Raw genomic sequence first — 18,860 nt, 5'->3', positions numbered from 1 at the left:
TCGAACGCCGACCGGGGTGCGATCGGCATCATACCGGGGGCCGTTCGCGCCGCACACATCAAGCTGCCCCAACCAGTAATCCCACCGCAACGATCACCAGCACGAGCGCCGTAATCGCGCTGAACCGGTAGTCGCGTTGATGCAGGAACATCCCTAACATCAATATAAGCCGCATTACCGGTAGCAGGATAAAAAGCGCGATGCCAACGGTCACAATATGCATGCCAGCCGGCAGTGAAAGCAGTCCCGCGTGAGCTCGCATAGCGGGCAATGCGCTTTCAAGGGTGCTGTCGAGGCCGCCCGGAAGGCCCATCGCAAGGCCGGCCGCAATCGTGCCCGCTGCCACCCATGTGCCGTAGTGCAGGAGCTTCGCCAGCCAGTGTTCGAGCCGGCCCCCCGCTGACGCGATGCGACTCATGACGACGCTCCGAAAAGGTGCACGCCGAATGCTTCGAGCAGCATCTGCACGGCGAGCAGCGCGAGCACCACGACAAAGAGCACGCGCAGCTTGTCGCTCGATACGCGCATGAGGACGCGCGCGCCGAGCACCGCGCCGACGACCGATCCCAGTGCCACCGGGCCGGCGATTGCGCTCACGATCTCGCCGCGCAGGAAGTAGGCGCCGGCGCTGGCCGCCGCCGTCACGCCGATCATGAAATTGGAGGTGGCCGACGAGACCTTGATCGGCAAGCGCAGCGCCGTATCCATCGCCGGGATCTTGAGGACGCCGCTGCCGATGCCGAGCAAGGCCGAAATCAGCCCGGCACCGTACATCAAGGACAAGCCCAAGGGCACGCGGTGCACGCGATAGCCGACGTCGCGGCCAAGTGCGCGATCCGGATAGCTCGAATCCAGGCGCAACGAAGCGCCCCACGAATTTGCGCCTGGCGCGTTAGCACGCTGGCCGGCAACCGGGTCGGCACGCCGAGCGAGCATTTGCTGGGCGGACAGCAGCAGAATGACGGCGAAAATGAAAAACAGCACGGGTACCGGGATGAACCCGCTCAGCAACACGCCGGACAAGGCGCCCAGCGTGGTGGCGGTTTCCAGCACAACGGCGAGACGAACATTGGTCAAGCGCCCGCGCAAGAACTGTGCGGCGCCGCCGCACGAACAGGCGATCACCGAAACGATGCTGGCGCCGATTGCGACGTGAATATCGAGGTGACCGAACAGGGTCAGAATGGGCACGATAAAAATGCCGCTTGCCATGCCGAGCATGCCGCCCAGCGCGCTTGCCCCAAGCGACACCGCGAACAGCCACAGCGTGTAGCTCAGATCCGTTGCATGCGCGCCGGTCACTGGGCGTTCGGCTTGCGCCGGGCGAGACGGGTAACGAACTGGATCTGGTCGCCGCGGTAGTACAGCTTTTCATAGTCGACCGGACGGTTTTCGTCGCAATACGACGTTCGCTCGATCAGGAAAATCGGGCTGCCCGTGTCGACCTCGAGGGCCTGTGCAACGACTTCATTCGCGGCGATCGCCTCGAGCCGGTATTCGGCCTCGATCAGCGGAATACCGTACTTTTCTTCGAGCAGCGAAAAGATCGGCTCCGCTTCCAGATCGTTCTCGATGATCTTTTCGCCGATGTCTTTCGGCAGCCAGGTTTCGTCGAACGAGAGCGGTGTGCCGTCGGCGATGCGCACGCGCTGAATGTGGACGACCGGCGCGCCCGGTTCGAGCGCCAGCTTGCCGGCGACGGCGTCGCTGGCGTTTTCGATCCGCCTCGCCAACAGCCGGGCGGTCGGATGGCGGCCGTGCGCACGCATATCCTCGACAAAGCCGCTCAGTTCGGTAAGCGGCTGAGTGAGCCGCGGCTGGCTGACGAAGGTGCCTTTGCCGCGGCGGATTTCGATCAAGCCGCGCGTAATCAGGTTCTGCACCGTTTTTTGCAGCGTGGTGCGACTGATGCCGAAGCTTGCCAGCAGGCTCGCTTCATTGGGCAACTGCGTGCCTGGCGGATACGTGCCGTCAGCGATCCTCGCGGCGAGTACCGCTTCGACTTGCGCGTAGAGGGGGAGTTGGCTGTTACGGTCGGTGTTCATGGAAGACATCATGACGTCATGATGTCTTGGTGTCAAGGCGCGATATCAAGGCCTGGACGCACTGTGCGTCCAGGCGGCGATCGCCACGCCCGCGACGATGAACCGGTTGTACGCTGGGCGGAGCGCGCGGGGCTGACGTCAGCGCGCGAAGGTTACCGTGAAAGCGGATTCGTAGCTGATTTGAACATGATCGTGACGTGCAAGCGAGCCCACGACCTTCACCAATGCAGGGTCAATCACCTTGATCGAGTGAGCTGCATTGGACTTGTCGGCAAAGGTCAGGACATGCTGCTTACGATTGATCGCGGTGATTTCCACCATGCCGTTATACGTCCGCACAGCCTGGAAACCGTCTGGTCCAGCATCTGTCGCGGACTTGGTCACTTTTACAGTGTGCGTCAGGCGCGTGAGCGGCGCACCTTTCGCGCGCGTCAGGCCGGTTACGTACGGCTCCTGATAGCTGATTGCAATCTTGTCACCGACGCGAACGCGATCCAGCACGTCAGCATGATCTTTCGCGTTGAGGCTTAGTTCTTGACCGCCGCTGACCGACACAACGATGATTGAATTTTGCTTGTCGATGAAACTCACGGTGCCGCTTTCGTTATCCACCGCGGCGCCGCTTTGCGCTGTGGGCGCCGGTTCTGACGCGACGCTGTCGGCGGCGGCACAAACAGACAGCCATGATGACAAGCCGACCACGACGGCGATAGCTGCACATCGCTTTCCGACTGATGAAAGATCACTGGAGTGGATAAACATTGGAGCCCTTTGAATACGTACGTTTCCGGTCAGCGAAAGACACAGCGCTAGTATGTGCCGCGCATGACCGGCGAAACGCAATTTAGGTTGGTAAGTTCAAGTTCATCGCGGTAGTGCCGACGCACGTTGATGCATTAGTAGTGCGACGCACTGGCCAAATGATAGAGCAAACCACCCAATGCCGGGAGGTTTGCTCTCCCGGCACGTGGATCAATTCTGCTATTGGGCTTCAATGTCCACTAGAACATGTGCCGGATGCCGACATTCACGCCGCTGGTCGTGCCCGTGACTTCGTTCAGGGCGTTGTTGACTGACAGGCCTGTGTGCATCGCGCCGTGATTGTTCACGAAGCCGACTTGCCCATAGATCATGGTGGCTTTCGACAGCGCATACTCCACCCCCGTCGACGCCATCACCGAATGGTTGGTCGAGTGGTTCCCGTCATGGGTGTACCACACGCCGGCGTCGACGTTCAGCGCCGGTGTGATGTGGTAGCTGGCGCCGCCCGAATAGACCCGATCGTTGAACGACCCTGCCACCTTGTACTGCACATACGAGGCCTTCACGATCAGGTTGTTGAATACGTAACTGGCGCCGAGTGCGCGGCCGTCGAAGGCGACCACGCTCGGGATCACAATCGACGCGGCGCTGCCGCCCGCGTTGCCGCTGATCAGCGCGCCGCGTGCAAATCGCGACGGCGTGCCGCGCTTGAGCAGGCGGTGCGAGAACACGGCGAGGGCTGTACCGACCGGAATCTGCATGGCGACCTGGAGCGCAAAGAGCCATCCGGTCTGGTTTTTGCAGCGTGGTGCGGCTCGTCGAGCAGTATCTGATTGCCTGAAGCGTTCCGCCCCCGGCACTTGTCGTTTCCCCCTAGTCGAGATGGACTACGTGCGGCTAAACCTGCCGTGTTAGCCTCGCCATGGACCAAAAACGGCGGTCCCGGTCGCGGGATACGCCGGTTTTTTTTGCCGGTAGGTCGCACGGGTAATTGCAGGTCCATCGATTCAATCTGATTTAGTTTGGTATGCAAATTAATTTTGACGCATATCGATTCAATCAGAACGAGAAAACACAATTAAAAGGGAAAGGAATGTCAAAACGCACCTGGATGCGCACACTTTTCGCTGCCGTTTCTGCTGCCATGATTGGCGTTATCGTCGCCGCGTGCGGCTCGGCGTCCTCGTCGCTCAATCAGACCGGGCAGCAACAGATCAAGCATGTTTTCGTCATCACGCTCGAAAACGAAAACTACGCGACCACGTTCGGTGCGAACAGCAAGGCGCCGTACCTGTCGCAGACACTGGCTTCGCAAGGCGCGATGGTGCAGCAGTACTACGGCACGGGGCACGTGAGCCTCGACAACTACATCTCGATGATCAGTGGTCAGGCACCGACACTAGAAACGGATAACGATTGCCCGATCTACCAGGATTTCACGCTCACGGGCATGACGCCGGACGGTCAGGCGATCGGCTCGGGCTGCGTGTATCCGGCCAGCGTCAAGACGTTGCCGGACCAGTTGAAGGCCGCTGGATTGACATGGAAGGGCTATGAAGACGACATGGGCAATGACCCGACGCGCGAAGCCGCGACCTGTGGTCACCCGACGCTCAACACAACCGACCTCACGCAAGTTGGACAAGCACCGAGCGCGGCGGTACCGCTGGGCGATCAGTACGCGACGCGTCACAACCCGTTCATGTACTTTCACTCGATCATCGATTCGCCCGATTGCGGCCAGAACGTCGTGAACCTGAACAAGCTCACCACCGACCTGCAGTCGATCTCAACCACCGCCAACTTCAACCTGATTACGCCGAGCCTGTGCGACGACGGCCACGATTCGCCGTGTGTGAACGGCCAGCCGGGCGGACTGGTCAGCGCGAACACGTTCCTGCAAAAGTGGGTGCCGATTATCACCGCCTCGCCGGCGTTCCAGCAGGACGGTCTGTTGATCATCAACTTCGACGAAAGCAGTTACGCGTCAGTGACCCAGCCCTCGGCGGGCCAAACGCAACTGACCTTTGCGGGTACAACCTGCTGCAGTCAGCAGCCTGGTCCGAACCTGCCGGCGTTCCCGGAGACTTCGTCGCTGTCGTACAAGGGCGCGACGATCAATCTGACCAAGCAGAGCTTTGGCGGTGACCAGACCGGTGCGGTGATGATCTCGAAGTTCATCAAGCCGGGCACGGTGTCGACGGTGCAGTACAACCACTACTCGATGCTCAAGAGCATTGAAGACATCTTCCAGCTCGGTCATCTGGGCTATGCGGGGCAGGCCGGCCTGGTCGGGTTCGGCAATGACATTTTCACGAACCTGTAAGTGACTCGATGCTGTTTTCTGCAACCGGATTCACCGTGAGCACAGCCACCCGATTGGCGGCGCTCGCCGCGCTGGCCAGTGCCGTATGGCTGCCGCTCCCGGCAGCCGCAGCGTCGGCGCCGGCCGACGCGAAGCCCGTCTACAGCGATGCCGCAGCGCTCGGCAAACTGATGTTCTTCGACGCATCGTTGTCGGCCTCGGGCAGGATGTCGTGCGCGAGCTGTCATAGCCCGTCGCACGCGTACGGGCCGCCCAACGGACTGGCTGCGCAGCTGGGTGGTCCGGATATGCGCTCGCAAGGCACGCGCGCCGTGCCGAGCCTGCGCTATGTGCTGAACCGCACGCCGATGTGGAGTCACGCGCAGGCGGCCAGCCTGTCCGAGCGCCTGAGCGAGACGGACAACGCGCCGGTCGGCGGCTACGGCTGGGACGGGCGCTTCAACCGTCTGCACGATCAGGCGAGTTTCCCGCTATTCAATCCGGACGAGATGGCCAACAAGGATCCGGCGGCCGTACTCGCGAAACTGGCGCAGGCACCGTATGCCGCGCGCTTCAAGGAAGTGTTCGGGCAGAACACCTTCGCCGACCCCACCAAGGCTTTCGCGCAGGCGATGTACGCCATCGAGCGCTTCGAACTTGAAGACCCGAGTTTTCATCCGTACACCAGCAAGTTCGATTACTACCTCGACGGCAAGGTCCAACTGACGGCACAGGAGTTAAGGGGTAAGAAGCTGTTCGACGATCCGGCGGGCGGCAATTGCGCCTCCTGCCACATCGATCAATCGGGAGTCGACGGCTCTCATCCGCTTTTCACCGACTTCAACTTCCAGGCGCTCGGTGTGCCGCGCAATCCGGAGCTGCGTGCGAACGCGGACCCGAAGTACTTTGATATGGGCTTGTGCGGTCCGCTACGCACCGATCAGTAGAGCGACAGGAGCAACTGCGGACTCTTCAAGTCGGTGTCGCTGCGTAACACGGCGACGCGGCAGGTGTTCTTTCACAATGGCCGCTTCCATACGCTGAAGGACGCGCTGCGTTTCTACGTTCAGCGCGATACGAATCCGGCAAAGTGGTATCCGAAAGACGACCACGGCAAGGTCGACAAGTTCAACGACTTGCCGGTTGCGCTGCGCGTGAACGTCGATACCGCCGATGAGCCGCTCACGCGCAAAGTCGGCGAGCGCCCCGTGTGGTCGGAGCGGGACATCGACGACGTTGCAGCGTTTCTTGCGACGCTGAACGATGGGTACAGGCGATAGCGGCTTGCCGTTGGGACCGGCGCAAATTTAACGGCGACGCCCAGGGCTCAGTGACCAAGACCGCTGCCGGCGATCTGCTGCTCCACGTACTGGGCGAACAGGGCATGCAGATGCGTCGTCGGATGAAGGTCGTCGGCGAACATGTACGTCTGATCGGCATTGGCCGTTATGTAGGTCGCCGGCGAACAGAGCAATGACGTGTCATCGGGCGTTGTCGCAGGGTTGCAGGCCTGACCGGTGTTTGACACGGTAAAGCCATTGGCCTGAAAGTTCGCGATGATCTGGTCCACCCAGGCATAAGAATCGATCTGGATGACCTTGCTTTGCAGGCTGTCGGCTTGCAAGGCAGCGTTCAGGCTATTGTTGAAGATTTGCGATAACTGGGTCAGGTTCGCCCCGCCGTCGGATGAAGCGATGCCTGTGGGCGATAGTCCGACATTCGGGACATTGACCACGACGACATGCGTGGCGCCGTTCTGGACGATCTGTCCGACGATTTGAGCCAGGGCGGCGGCGGCAGTCTGCACGGTTTGCGCCGCGGCCGGCAGCGCCCCGGCGCGAAGCACATCGTTCGCGCCGGCCCAGAGCAGCACCAGTTGACCGGAGTTGAAGCTTCCGTGAGCCGACAGATAGCTCGAAACCTGCTGGTTGACGGGCATTTCGACATTGCCGATCACGCCGACAAGGAAGTTGGACAAGTTTGCCGGCGTTGCCACGGTCGCGCCGCCCTCGGCATAGCCGAGGCCGTTTTGCGCACTCAACTTATGCGTGATGTCGATCGTAAACGCCGCGCTTAGCGTGCCGCCGTAGTACTGCGCGACATCCTGAGTCCACACTTGCCCAGGATTGGTCGTGAAACGCCCCCCGCCCACCGCGCTCGCAAGCGGCGCATAGGTTCCGACATCCGACAGGCTATCGCCGAACGAGACAACTTGCAGATTAATGCCACCCGCCGGGGGCGTCGCGCCACTGCCGTTACTCGAGCCGCCGCCACCTCCGCCGCATGCCGTCAACAACGAAACCAGCATGGCAAAAATTGCAGCACGTACCTTGTCATTGCTTCCTTGCATAGCGCCTCCCTGCAGGTTGACCGGGCCGTCGCCCTCACGTGTCGGGTTTGTCGCCAGCCTGCATAGCGTTCTCGCGACAGTACTTTGCGTTGAGCAAAAAGGATGCCTTACCGTCCTGAGTGCACGATCTCGGCGGGCTATCGCGCCGGCACGACGGCGGCGTCGCCCAGAAGGCCCGTCAGCGTCCGCGCATTACGCTGCCCCTGATCTTCGAAGCAGTTGTTGAAGATGACGTGGGTGCGGCCGGCCCGTGTCGCGATTGCGCGGATCGAGGGGGCCAGTTCGCTCAGTTCGCCGTCGCTGTAGTCGTAATCGAAGCGATCGGCGGCGCTCGCCGCGCCCGTCGCGCTCCACGTCTGCGTATTGCGGCCGTGCAGACGCACCATCGCGAGCTCGGGATGGGTTGCTTCCCACACGGTGTGCACGCGGTTCGTCACATCTGGCGGGGCATCGACGATCACATGGACGAGGCTGCGCTCGCGCAGAAAGTCGAGCGTCCATTGTGCGTGCTGACCGTTGAACCAGGACTGATTGCGAAACTCGGTGGCCATCATGTAGCCCGCCATGCGCGCCCGGCATTCGTCGACGAGGGCGAGACCGTCCGGCGAGCGGGTGATCCACGGCGCGAACTGGAACAGCACCGCGCCGAGCCGGCCGGTTGTGCGTAGCGGTTCCAGCGCTTCCAGATAGCGCCGCCACAGTTCGTCGCGGATCTCGGCGGGCACGTCGCCGTAGTAGACGTTCTTCTTGCGCGGGCTCGTGATGCCCGCCGGCAGCGCCATCGTAATGTCTTTGGGCAGGACATCGGGCGACGTCTGATGTCCGGTGAAAAGGCGAAACGCCTTGAAGTTGAAGGTGAAGTCTTCCGGCGTGCGCTCGGTCCACAACTGCGCATTGCTCGCTGACGGAATCGCGTAGTAGGCCGAATCGACTTCGACCAGCGGAAACTGCGATGCGTAAAAGTGCAGCCGGGCCTCAGCGCTGTTGCTGCCGCGTGGATAAAAGCGCTTGCAGGCAATGAGCGTCTTGTCGGTCCAGCCAGCGGTGCCGCAGCGGATGTCCATCGGCGGAGTCGTGTTGGTTGCGCGGAGCAGGCGAGCCTAGGAAGCCGCCTCCGTGTGATCGAGCCACTCCGCGAGTTCGCGCCGCAACTGCGAAATATCGAGCGGCTTGCCGAGCAGCCGTGCGCCGGGGATGGTGTCGCCAATCTCGGCGTTCTGGCCATAGCCCGATACCAGCAACACGCGGATGTCCGTCTGCTGACGCAGCACAGCGCGCGCCAGGTTGTCGCCGGACATGCCGGGCAAGGTCAGGTCCGTGAACAGGACGTCGAAACGTTGCGTGGGCACGAGCGGCAGCGCTTCTTCGGCGCTAGCGACCGCAGTGCAGGCGAACCCCAACGCGCCGAGCAGGTCGCTGAGTGCGTCGCGCGAATCGGCGTCGTCTTCGACCAGCAATACGCGAGCCGGCGTGCCGGGTTGGCGTGACAGCGGACTTGCCATGGAATCCGCCAGCGAACTCGCCGGGGCGTTTGCGAGCGGATCTTCTCCCGCAAGAGGCGGTTCGTGCAGGCTTTCCTGCGGATCGGACGCTTCGGGCGTGCCGGCTGGATCGTAGGCCGTGTGCGGCACGCAAGGGGCGATCTTGCCATCGCCCAAGCCGGCGACTTCAGCGCGCAATACGTGGCGCAGCTTGCGCGCGAGATCGTCGCGCCGGTAAGGCTTGGAGAGCAGCGTGATGCCGGCATCGAGCTTGCCGTGATGGACGATCTCGTCGCGCGTATAGCCGGAGGTGAAGAGTGTCGGCACCGCGGGCGAACGCGCCGCGGCACGCTGCGCCAGTTCCACGCTCTTCACTTGGCCGGGCATCACGACATCGGTAAACAGCAGATCGATCGGTACGTCGCTATCGATGAACTCGAGCGCCGCGTCGCCACTCGATGCAGTCAGCACTTTATAGCCGAGTTGCGCGAGCATTTCGACGGCGGTCAGACGCACATCCGCATCGTCTTCGACCACCAGAATCGTTTCGCCGCCGCCCACCGGCGCTGCGGTCTGATCGACGGCTTCGGCTGTTTCCGGCTCGCTGCAACGCGGGAAAAACAGCGAGACGGTGGTGCCGCGTCCCACTTCGCTGTCGATCACCGTATGCCCGCCGCTTTGTCTGACGAAACCGAACACCATGCTTAAGCCCAGGCCGGTGCCATGGCCGTCGGGCTTGGTCGTGAAGAACGGTTCGAACGCGTGCTCCAGAATCTCGGGCTTCATGCCGACACCGGTGTCGGTCACCGAGAACACCACGTATTCGCCCGGCGAGAGCTCCGGCTTGCCGCGGCAAAACGCATGGTCCAGCACGCGGTTCGTCGCGCTGACGGTGAGCGTGCCGTCGGCTTGCATCGCGTCGCGCGCATTGATCGCGAGATTGAGTAGTGCGTTTTCGAGTTGATTGCGATCGGCTTGCACATTCCACAGGTCGTCGCTCAATACCGTTTCGATCTTGACGGTCTCACCGAGCGCGCGACGGAGCATCTCGCTCATGCCGGCGAGCAGGCGGCGCGGATTCAGCACGGTAGGCGACAGCGGCTGGCGGCGCGCGAAGGCGAGCAGATGCGCGGCCAGTTTCGCGCCGCGTTTGACGGCGTCGGTTGCGGCGGACAAACGCCGCAGCGTGGCCGGATTGCCATCGGCATCGGCGGCGAGCATCTGCAGATTGCCGTTGATCACTTGCAGCACATTGTTGAAGTCGTGCGCGACACCGCCTGTGAGGCTGCCGATCGCTTCCATCTTCTGGGCCTGGCGCAACTGCTCTTCGGCGAGCGCCCGTGCCGCGACCTCATCGGCGACGCGTTGTTCGAGCGTTTCGGTCAACTGGCGCAGCGATTGTTCAGCGATCTTGCGTTCGTGGATGTCAATCAGCACGCCGGGAAAGCGCGTCGGTTCCCCATGTTCATCGACCTCGCACTGACCGTTTGCCTGCACCCACATATAGTCGCCATCGGGCCGGCGAATCCGGTACTCGGCGCGAAACGGCTGGCCGGTGCGCATGGCTTCGATCGTCAGGCGCTCGTAGAGCGGCTGGTCGTCCGGATGGATCACTTGCGTCGCGGCATTGCGCTCGACCCCTTTCGCGGCCTCTTCCAGGGGGAATGAAAAGGTGCGCGCGAAACGTTCGTCGCCGGTGACGGTGCCGGTGCGCAGGTCGAGCACCCATGTGCCGAGCACGGCGCCGGTGTTGAGCGCGAGTTGCAGCCGTTCGTTGGTCTCGTGCAGTTCCGCTTCGGCACGTTGCCGCCAGCGTTCGGTCAGTACGCGAGCGGTGGTTTCGACGACCATCGCGAGTACGCCAGCGGGCGCGCCGCTGTCGTCGGCGACCGGACTGTAGTAGAGGTCCATCCAGACGTCTTCGGGCTTGCCGTCGCGCAGCAGGACCAGTTCCTTGTCGCGGTACGACAGGGTGCCGCCGGCAAGACATGTCGTCATCACATGGCGGTTGAATTCGACGACCTCCGGCCAGCCGCGTTCGACCGGACAGCCGAGCAGATACGGATGGCGTCCGCCCGCGAAGATTGCGTAGGCGTCGTTGTAGATCATGTAGCCTGGTTTGCCCCATAGAAGCACGAGGGGCACGGGCGAGGCGAGCAGCATTTGAACGGTGGCGGTCAGACTGCGGGGCCAGTTTTCTATCGCGCCGAGGTCGGTCGCGGCCCAGTCGAATTCGCTGATGCGGCGGGCCATTTCCCCGTTCCAGCCGGGGCAGCCATGGTCTTGTGGCGGGAATGGCATTGCTGCACTCCACAGAGGTCACGTCGATGAGTGTGTTCCCACTCTGCCGGCGCGCATGGCGCGCGTGGATGTTCAGCTGGAAGCGGGATAAAGCTCCTGCTGTGCACCGCGGGGGGGTGAAGCGGCCATGCGGCAGCAATAATTGTAGGCTACAACGGTTTGCTGAGGATCTAATCAGGTGTGCTTTACGGGTTTTGCCGCACGACGTGTGCGGGGGGCTGGCAAGTTTTACCTGGGTTTTGGCTGCGGGGTGCTTTTTTGTCTGTTTGCCTACGGTGTTGGGCTTTGTTTGGGTTTTTGCCTGCGAGGCGCTTTGGGGTGTGCCCTGACGGCGTTGGCCTTTCCTTGCTTTCTTAGTCTTACTGTGTCAGCTAAAAGCGATACCTGGTAGTATGAAGTAATAGCGACTACGGGGTATCGCAATGACAGACGATCTCGATGAATTTGACGCGTATCTCGACCATCTGGCACAGGAGTTAGGGCACGCTAATCGCCACGCCGGCCTTAAAGGCTACTGTTCCGGTCTGGTGATGCCACTGTCACGCAAGAGCGTCGAACCAATGGCCGCGCATATCGATCCGCTTCATGCCAGTGCGAAGCATCAGTCGCTCCACCACTTCGTTGCCAAGGCCGAGTGGTCCGACAAGGCGATCATGCAGCGGGTGCGCGAATGGGTGATGCCGGCGCTAGGCGCGCATGCCGCTGAAGAGGCCGGCTACTACTGGATTATTGACGACACAGGCTTTCCAAAGAAGGGCCGCCATTCGGTGGGCGTTGCACGTCAGTACTGTGGCCAGCTCAACAGTATGACTCCCGTGGCAGCGAGGCTGGCCGCCGTGGGGAAGTGAAACGCGGGTTAGCATGTTGCCAGAGCCGCAAGAGTGTGGCCGGAGCCACCACTCGACGGTTTGTTTCCGGACACGGAGGCCAGCATGAACCAGGATAGCACGTTGTACGTTGGGTTGGACGTTCACAAGGACTCAATCACGGTTGCCTACGCGATGGGCCTGGACGAAGTTGAACTGCTCGGCAAGACCGGCACGACACAGGTAGAAGTCGATCGCCTGTGCAAGCGGCTGCAGTCGAAAGCGAGGCATGTTCACGTTGTCTATGAGGCCGGCCCTTGTGGCTATGGTCTGCATCGCCGGCTCGTTGGGAAAGGCTTCGATTGTATGGTCTGTGCGCCATCACTGATTCCGAGAAAGCCCGGTGATCGCGTCAAGACCGACCGGCGTGACGCGATCAAGCTGGTGCGCTCGCTGCGAGCCGGCGATCTGTCCGCAGTCCACGTGCCGACCGTGGAAGACGAGGCGTTTCGCGATCTGGCCAGGGCGTGGTCGTCCGCCCGTGACGATCTGAAGCAGGCACGGCAGCGGCTGAAGTCTTTCCTGCTGTCGCACGGCGTACAGTACTCCGGCCGGGCAAATTGGGGCCCGGCCCACCGGCGCTGGCTGAGTACCCTTTCGTTCGACAGTGCGTGGCAGCAACTGGCATTCAACGAACACCGCCGCACCATCGAAGATCGCCTCGCGCAGTGTGGCCGACTGGAGGCCGCGCTGCACGAAGCGGTCCTTTGCTGGCGGTTCTATCCGGTCGTGCTGGCGTTGCAGGCGATGCGCGGCATCCAGTTCACGTCGGCGGTCGGGCTGGTGTCCGAAGTGGGAGATCTGTCGCGCTTTGAGCACCCTCGGCAGTTGATGGCGTGGCTGGGCGTCACGCCGTCAGAACATTCATCAGGTAGCAAACGGCGCCAAGGCAGTATCACCAAGGCCGGCAACAGTTATGCAAGAAAGCTGCTGGTCGAATCAGCCTGGAGCTACCAGCATCCGGCGCGCGTGAGCAAAGACATACAGAGACGGCAGGAAGGCATACCCAAGCCCATTGCCGATCGGGCCTGGGATGCCCAGCTACGGCTGTGTGGCCGATATCGCAGGCTCGTGGCCAGAGGAAAGAGCCGGCAAGTTGCAATCATTGCTGTGACTCGTGAACTTGCCGCGTTCATCTGGGACATCGGCCGGATGGGGATGACCCTGGCGGTGCCGCAAAGCGAACAGCCTGCATAACCAGTTTCTCCAACCACACAACAGCTCATACACTACGAGAGTTTTCTGAAGGCGGCGTAGCCCGGTATCTGAGTAATCCGCGCTCCTGTTTGGCAATGGCATCAAGCCGACTTGCGTGGCAAGAAAGCGGCAGGCTCATGACACGGACCTCTGTAATGCGGTACCCAACCCGCGAATATCAGCGTGATCCACCGTCGAGATTTACTGCTACGTCGCCCTCAGGAAATTCAAAAACGCCTATGAGCAAGATTTAAAAACCACCCTATTGACACGGGGAGTCATATCAACAGGACAACTGTCAGGTCGCAGTGAGTTTATCGATCGCAACGCAACGCGGCAGCCTGCCTGTCGCCTGGCAACTGTATGTCCCCAGGGAGTGGATTGACGATCGGGAACGTGCCCGTCGCGCCGGCATTCCTGACGATCAGGCCTTCGCAACCAAACCACAGATTGCACTGGCCCAACTGCGCGAAGCGATTGCATCCGGGATTGTGCCGGGTATCGTGCTGGCCGATGCAGGATATGGTGATGAAACGGCCTTTCGGGAAGGGATAAGCGAACTGGGTTTGTTATACGCCGTGGGGATCCGTCCGGGCACCTCAGTATGGGCACCGGGTACGGCGCCGCTACCGCCCAAGCCCTGGAATGGGCGTGGCAACCCACCGACACTGCTGCGTCGCGCACCCGGCCACGAACCGCAAGCGGTCAAGGCGCTGGCCATGCAATTACCTGCGAACGCCTGGCAGACCGTCACCTGGCGGGAAGGCAGCAACGCGGCACTCTCCTCGCGCTTTGCCGCCGTGCGGGTTCGTCCCGCTCATCAGGACTATTGGCGCACTACCCAGCGCGAGGAAGAGTGGCTACTCATCGAATGGCCCGAGGGAGATAAAGAGCCGCTCAAGTACTTTCTCAGTACCGCTCCCGGGGAGGCGACACTTGAACAGCTTGTATCGGTAACCAAGATGCGCTGGCGCATCGAGCGAGACTATCAGGACTTGAAGCAGGAATTCGGACTGGGTCACTACGAAGGTCGCGGCTGGCGTGGCTTTCACCACCACGCCACGCTGAGTATTGCCGCATATGGGTTTCTGATGGCCCAGAGACTCAGGATGGGATCAGGCAGCGGCGATAAAAAAAACTTCATCGAACGCGCGCTGCCTGCGCTTCCCGCGGATTACATCGCACGCGGCAGCCCAGCGCGCACAACGCCACGTTCCTGACTCCATCACGACGTTGCGCGTCCTCCTCGGACTACGGCTCACGCAGCGCCTGCACCATTCATCGCAGCGATGGCACGAAACATACGTGACACAGTAAGACTTCTAGTGGTCTATTAGCGTTGCCCCTGTGCGGGGCGGCACCTACTTTCTTTGCCGCCGCCGCAAAGAAAGATAAGCAAAGAAAGCGGCGTTTCGTTTCGTGGTCAATGCAACGGTCGAGTTTGCCTCGCGCGGATGCGATAAGCATTTGGGTCGCCGGGAATGCTTGTCGCATCTTTCAGGTTCTTTGCGCCCCCAACATTTGCCTCTACCAGTAAGCTTACGGACTGGTGCCGCCGGGCTGTGCGAGTGCCGGCGCAAATCGCGCAGCAGACAGGCGCGGACACGCAGGGGCGTGGTGCGTTATGGCGATGCCGTTCGACTCAAAACAACAATGCTCAATCCACTCACTATTCTGGTTGTCACGGTTTTGTCGGGCGCCATGGGGATGGCCGTGCTCGGCTCGTTATGGCGCGCGGCGATACCCGGCGTCGGCTACTGGATCTCGGCCAACGCGGTCGCGATCGTGGCGCTTCTAGCTTTTGCCTTGCAGGGACACGCGTCGCGCTGGCTGACTTTCGTGGCGGCCAACGAACTGTTGGCCATCTCGCTGCTGCTGGTGGTAGAAGGCTGCTACCGTTTTCTGGGCCGCCGCACGCGGCCTTGGGTGGCTTACGCTGGCGCGCTTGCAGTGTTGATCGGCATGATCTACTGGACGTTTGCCCGGCCGGACTTCGATGCGCGGGTGGCCGTGGCATCGGCGTATCACGCGGTCCTCTACGCGATGCTCGCCATCATGATGCTGCGCGGTCGTCCCTCGAACCGGCCGCGTTACTGCTACTACTTTCTCGCGGTAGCTTCGGTGCTGTTATGCGCGGGGCATCTTTCGCGCGGCGTCATGAACGGCTTCGGCATGCTGCTGCAGTCCAGCTTGCTGCAGGTGACGCCAAGTAACGTCGCCTTTCTCGCACTCGGCATCCTCGCGCCGCCGTGTCTTTCGATCGGCGTCGTGATGCTGGCGCATGATCGGCTTGCTGAGCGGCTCGAGCGGCTTGCCAATGTCGACGATCTGACGGGCGCGTTGTCGCGCCGGGCGTTTTCCGCAATCGGCGAGGCGCTGCTGAAGGCGTCGTTGCGCACCCGCTCGCCGGTGGCGATGGCGATCATCGACATCGATTCGTTCAAAGCGGTCAACGACGGCTACGGCCACGCCGCCGGCGACCAGGTGCTGAGCCACTTCGCAGCCTTCATCACCCGTAATTTGCGAGTCGGCGACGTATTCGGACGGCTGGGCGGCGAGGAGTTCGGCGTCTTGTGCCCGGCGACGAGCACCGCCGAAGCGGTGCGACTGATGGATCGTCTGCGGGTTCGGCTCGCGTCGGCCGCGTCGGCGGATTTGCCGCGTGGATTGAAGTACACCTTCAGCGTCGGCGTGGATCAGCATCGGCGCGATGAATCGCTTGCCCAGTTGATGGCGCGTGCCGACGGCGCGTTGTATGCCGCCAAGGCCTCGGGACGCGATCGCGTGATGGCGGCGTAGCCCAGATGGGGCGGGGCGCCATTCTATTTGCGGGTAGGGCATAAATATTTATCAGACGATTGCCGTTATACAGGGGCCAAGTGACCGGAGCCAGCCTGATATCTATCAATATGCTTTCCACTTCAACGAAGCCACTGTCCGATTCTGGTTTGCGCGATCGCTTTCATCGACGATCGCTGGAACACCAGCGTCCACTTTCGACCGTGACGCTGGCGTTCACCGTTGTCGCGTTCCTGTGTCTTGTTGGGGCGCGCAATATGGTCAACGGCCCGGCGACGCCGCTCGCCTACCGGCTCTCCTGTGCGCTGGTACTTGCACTGCTGGTGATGGCGATTCCACGCACCAGCTCGACCTGGACGTTCGGCGCGATCGGTGTCGCGTACTCACTGGTGCTGGTGGCCGGTCTCGCGCTGAACGTCTCCGGGGTCGAGCATCCTTTGTTGTGGGTACTGCCGGCCATGGTCGCGATCCCGATCTGCGCCGCGCCCCTGTGGCTCACGCCGATGCATTTCTTCGTCGGCAGCGCGCTTTTTTATGCGGCGGCGTTTGCCACGCTGTTCGGCGCGCCGCGCACGCATGACGTCGACGTTGTCGTGTGGATGTGGATCGTGGCGATCGGCGTGCCGACTTCCGCTGTGTTTCACTTCGGCTTCTACCGGTTCCGGCGCAATCAATTTCTGCTCGAGAGCCAACTGGCGCAGCTCGCCGCGACCGATCCGCTGACCGGCCTGCAGAACCGCCGCGCGTTTGTGAAGCAGGCCGAGCGCCGCCTCGAAGTCATCGCGCCGGATGAGCGGGTCAGCGCGATTTTTCTCGATATCGACAGTTTCAAATCGCTGAACGACCGCTTCGGCCACGCGGTCGGCGACCATGCGCTGTACGAGGTCGCCCAGGTGCTGATGGAGGGAACCTCCGCGGACGACAGCGTGAGCCGGATCGGCGGAGAGGAGTTTGCCGTGCTGCTGCGCGACGGCCTGGCCGGCGCACTGGCGCTGGCCGAGCGTCTGCGTAGCGCGATTGCCGCGATTGAACGCCCGGACGGCCATCTGACCGCGAGCTTCGGCGTGGCCGAACACCGGAGCGGCGAAAGCATCATGGTGCTGCTCGATCGCGCCGACGAAGCCTTGTTGCGCGCCAAGCATTCGGGCAGAAACCGCGTGTGCGCCGAACGCGCGTTGCCGCTCGAACTGCTGCAATTCGACGCCGACGCCGCGTACGAGGAGGGTGGGGCGGCCGAGCGGCGGCATCGCTGGGAGGACTATTACCTGACCTCGCACTTCCAGCCGCTCTACAGTTTGTCGCATCAGAAGCAGGTGGGGTTCGAGGCTTTGCTGCGCGGCGAGCAGGACGACGGCACGCTGGTGCCGCCCGTGGTGCTGTTCGCGCCGCGGCCGTCCAGCGACGAAGGCGCGCTCGATCGCGCGAGTCATGCCGTGCATCTGGCCAATGCGCGCAAGTTGCTGCCCGGCGATGCGTGGCTGTTCCTCAACATTCTGCCCGCTACGTTTATCGCTGAAGGCTATGCCGATCGGCTCGCAGCGATCGTGCGGGCGGTGGGACTTGAACCTGAACAGGTGATTCTCGAGATTCTCGAATCACATGGCGGCAGCGTCGATGACATGTCGCGCGCGGCGGCTTTGTACCGCGAGCATGGCTTCCTGATCGCCGTCGACGATTTTGGTGCGGGTCAATCGAATCTCGACCGGCTGTTGCGGATTCGGCCGGATCTTGTGAAGCTCGATGGCGAGCTGATTCGCGCGACCAGTCACGGCACCGAGCAGCCGATTTTGCCGAAGCTTGTTTCGCTGTTGCATCAGGCGGGGATGCTAGTGGTGGTTGAGGGCGTGGAGACCACTGAGGAATTGATTCTTGCCGTGGAGTCGAATGTGGATTTCGCGCAGGGCTATCTGCTCGGGCGGCCGGCGGCCGAGATTGCGCCGCCTGAATCGGCGCATCAGCGGATCGATGATGCTTTCGATGTGATTGCCCAGGGGAGGGCGCGTCAGCATGCGTTGTTCGAGTCGGAGGTGGAGCCGTATCGGTCGGCTTTGAGCCGGGCGGCTGATGATTTGCTGGCTGGGGTTTTGATGGAGCAGGCGTTTGCTGCTTTGGCGACGCTTGAGCGGTGTGTCAGTTGTTTTATTCTGAATGATTCAGGGCGGCAGATCGGGAATGAATTGCGGGGGCCGGCATGGAATGGCGAAGCGGCTTCGCTGCAGCCTGTGGCGAATCCCCAGTATGCCAGATGGGATCATCGGCCTTATTTTCGCAATGCGGTTTTGTTTCCTGGGGTGGCGGTGGCTAGTAATCCTTATCTTTCTTTGGCTAGTGGGCGGCCTTGTGTTGCGGTTACTTTGGCTGTGCAGTTTGCTACTGAAAGGGCTGTTGTTGGGGTGGAGTTGGATTGGTCGGCGGTGGGGTTGCCGTGGCCAGCGGGGGATTAAGGTTTTTTTTGCCTTCGCGGCCCTTGTTCGGCTGTTTGCCTACGGCGTTGGGCTTTGTTTGGGTTTTTGCCTGCGAGGCGCTTTGGGGCTGTGCCCTTACGGCGTTGGCCTTTCCTTGAATTGATGTTGGTTTATTAGCGTCGCCCCTGTGCGGGGCGGGCACCTACTTTTCTTTGCCTGCCGCGTAACTATTCAGCAGTTGTAAACCGGAGCCAGGCACTGCATAGTGCTGGACATGACGAAGATGCCTGACATCGAAGACCTGACGCACGAGCAAAAAGACGCGCTCATCATCGATCTGGTGAGGCGT

At 61.7% G+C, this 18,860-nt stretch carries 12 protein-coding genes and 3 pseudogenes; 7 read left to right on the top strand and 8 right to left on the bottom strand.

All coding sequences use genetic code 11. The features are described 5' to 3' along the window. Nucleotides 1-58: 58 nt before the first annotated feature. The 5 genes from GNZ12_RS12880 to GNZ12_RS12860 form a co-directional block, all read right to left on the bottom strand. Nucleotides 59-418 (bottom strand): DUF1634 domain-containing protein, encoded by a 360-nt coding sequence (locus GNZ12_RS12880; RefSeq protein WP_172310688.1) that lies wholly within the window; start codon nt 416-418, stop codon nt 59-61. Beyond that, nucleotides 415-1,302 (bottom strand): sulfite exporter TauE/SafE family protein, encoded by an 888-nt coding sequence (locus GNZ12_RS12875; RefSeq protein WP_328805990.1) that lies wholly within the window; start codon nt 1,300-1,302, stop codon nt 415-417. The genes GNZ12_RS12880 and GNZ12_RS12875 overlap by 4 nt, the downstream gene beginning before the upstream one ends. After that, on the bottom strand, nt 1,299-2,045 hold the full coding sequence (locus GNZ12_RS12870) for a GntR family transcriptional regulator (RefSeq protein WP_172310687.1): 747 nt from the start codon (nt 2,043-2,045) through the stop codon (nt 1,299-1,301). Before GNZ12_RS12870 ends, GNZ12_RS12875 begins: the two co-directional genes overlap by 4 nt. Before the next feature lie 138 nt (nt 2,046-2,183). Next, nucleotides 2,184-2,807, bottom strand: a complete 624-nt coding sequence (locus GNZ12_RS12865; protein ID WP_172310686.1) for a hypothetical protein — start codon at nt 2,805-2,807, stop codon at nt 2,184-2,186. A gap of 239 nt (nt 2,808-3,046) precedes the next feature. Then, on the bottom strand, nt 3,047-3,568 hold the full coding sequence (locus GNZ12_RS12860; RefSeq protein WP_172310685.1) for a porin: 522 nt from the start codon (nt 3,566-3,568) through the stop codon (nt 3,047-3,049). Between the two features lie 332 nt (nt 3,569-3,900). Here GNZ12_RS12860 and GNZ12_RS12855 point away from each other — a divergent pair, with 332 nt between their 5' ends. Together GNZ12_RS12855 and GNZ12_RS12850 are read left to right on the top strand one after the other, a co-directional pair. Further along, entirely contained in the window at nt 3,901-5,133 is a 1,233-nt protein-coding gene (locus GNZ12_RS12855; RefSeq protein WP_235993708.1) for an alkaline phosphatase family protein, read from the top strand. Between the two features lie 8 nt (nt 5,134-5,141). Then, nucleotides 5,142-6,392: pseudogene (locus tag GNZ12_RS12850) on the top strand (cytochrome-c peroxidase). Nucleotides 6,393-6,439: 47 nt separating this feature from the next. Here GNZ12_RS12850 and GNZ12_RS12845 read toward each other — a convergent pair. The 3 genes from GNZ12_RS12845 to GNZ12_RS12835 form a co-directional block, all read right to left on the bottom strand. Next, on the bottom strand, nt 6,440-7,462 hold the full coding sequence (locus tag GNZ12_RS12845; protein ID WP_172310684.1) for an SGNH/GDSL hydrolase family protein: 1,023 nt from the start codon (nt 7,460-7,462) through the stop codon (nt 6,440-6,442). A 137-nt stretch (nt 7,463-7,599) separates the two neighbouring features. Further along, nucleotides 7,600-8,526 carry a DUF72 domain-containing protein gene (locus tag GNZ12_RS12840; RefSeq protein ID WP_172310683.1) on the bottom strand — a complete coding sequence of 309 codons (927 nt, stop codon included), beginning with the start codon at nt 8,524-8,526 and terminating at the stop codon, nt 7,600-7,602. A 36-nt stretch (nt 8,527-8,562) separates the two neighbouring features. Next, complete coding sequence (locus tag GNZ12_RS12835) at nt 8,563-11,244, bottom strand: hybrid sensor histidine kinase/response regulator (RefSeq protein WP_172310682.1); 2,682 nt, start codon at nt 11,242-11,244, stop codon at nt 8,563-8,565. Nucleotides 11,245-11,666: 422 nt separating this feature from the next. Between GNZ12_RS12835 and GNZ12_RS12830 the strand changes: the two are divergent. The 5 genes and pseudogenes from GNZ12_RS12830 to GNZ12_RS12810 form a co-directional block, all read left to right on the top strand. Continuing rightward, nucleotides 11,667-12,044: pseudogene (locus GNZ12_RS12830) on the top strand (transposase); the annotation flags it as partial. A gap of 132 nt (nt 12,045-12,176) precedes the next feature. Beyond that, nucleotides 12,177-13,307 carry an IS110 family RNA-guided transposase gene (locus GNZ12_RS12825; RefSeq protein ID WP_172310765.1) on the top strand — a complete coding sequence of 377 codons (1,131 nt, stop codon included), beginning with the start codon at nt 12,177-12,179 and terminating at the stop codon, nt 13,305-13,307. A 272-nt stretch (nt 13,308-13,579) separates the two neighbouring features. Continuing rightward, nucleotides 13,580-14,527, top strand: a pseudogene (locus tag GNZ12_RS12820) (IS701 family transposase); the annotation flags it as partial. A 433-nt stretch (nt 14,528-14,960) separates the two neighbouring features. After that, on the top strand, nt 14,961-16,106 hold the full coding sequence (locus tag GNZ12_RS12815; protein WP_172310681.1) for a GGDEF domain-containing protein: 1,146 nt from the start codon (nt 14,961-14,963) through the stop codon (nt 16,104-16,106). A 110-nt stretch (nt 16,107-16,216) separates the two neighbouring features. Next, complete coding sequence (locus GNZ12_RS12810; RefSeq protein ID WP_172310680.1) at nt 16,217-18,550, top strand: bifunctional diguanylate cyclase/phosphodiesterase; 2,334 nt, start codon at nt 16,217-16,219, stop codon at nt 18,548-18,550. The last annotated feature ends 310 nt before the right edge of the window (nt 18,551-18,860 follow it).

It is taken from the genome of Paraburkholderia solitsugae (assembly GCF_013177695.1).
Taxonomy (GTDB): domain Bacteria; phylum Pseudomonadota; class Gammaproteobacteria; order Burkholderiales; family Burkholderiaceae; genus Paraburkholderia; species Paraburkholderia solitsugae.
The sequence above is the reverse complement of the archived record's forward strand: the minus strand, read 5'-3'. Positions and strand labels throughout refer to the sequence as shown.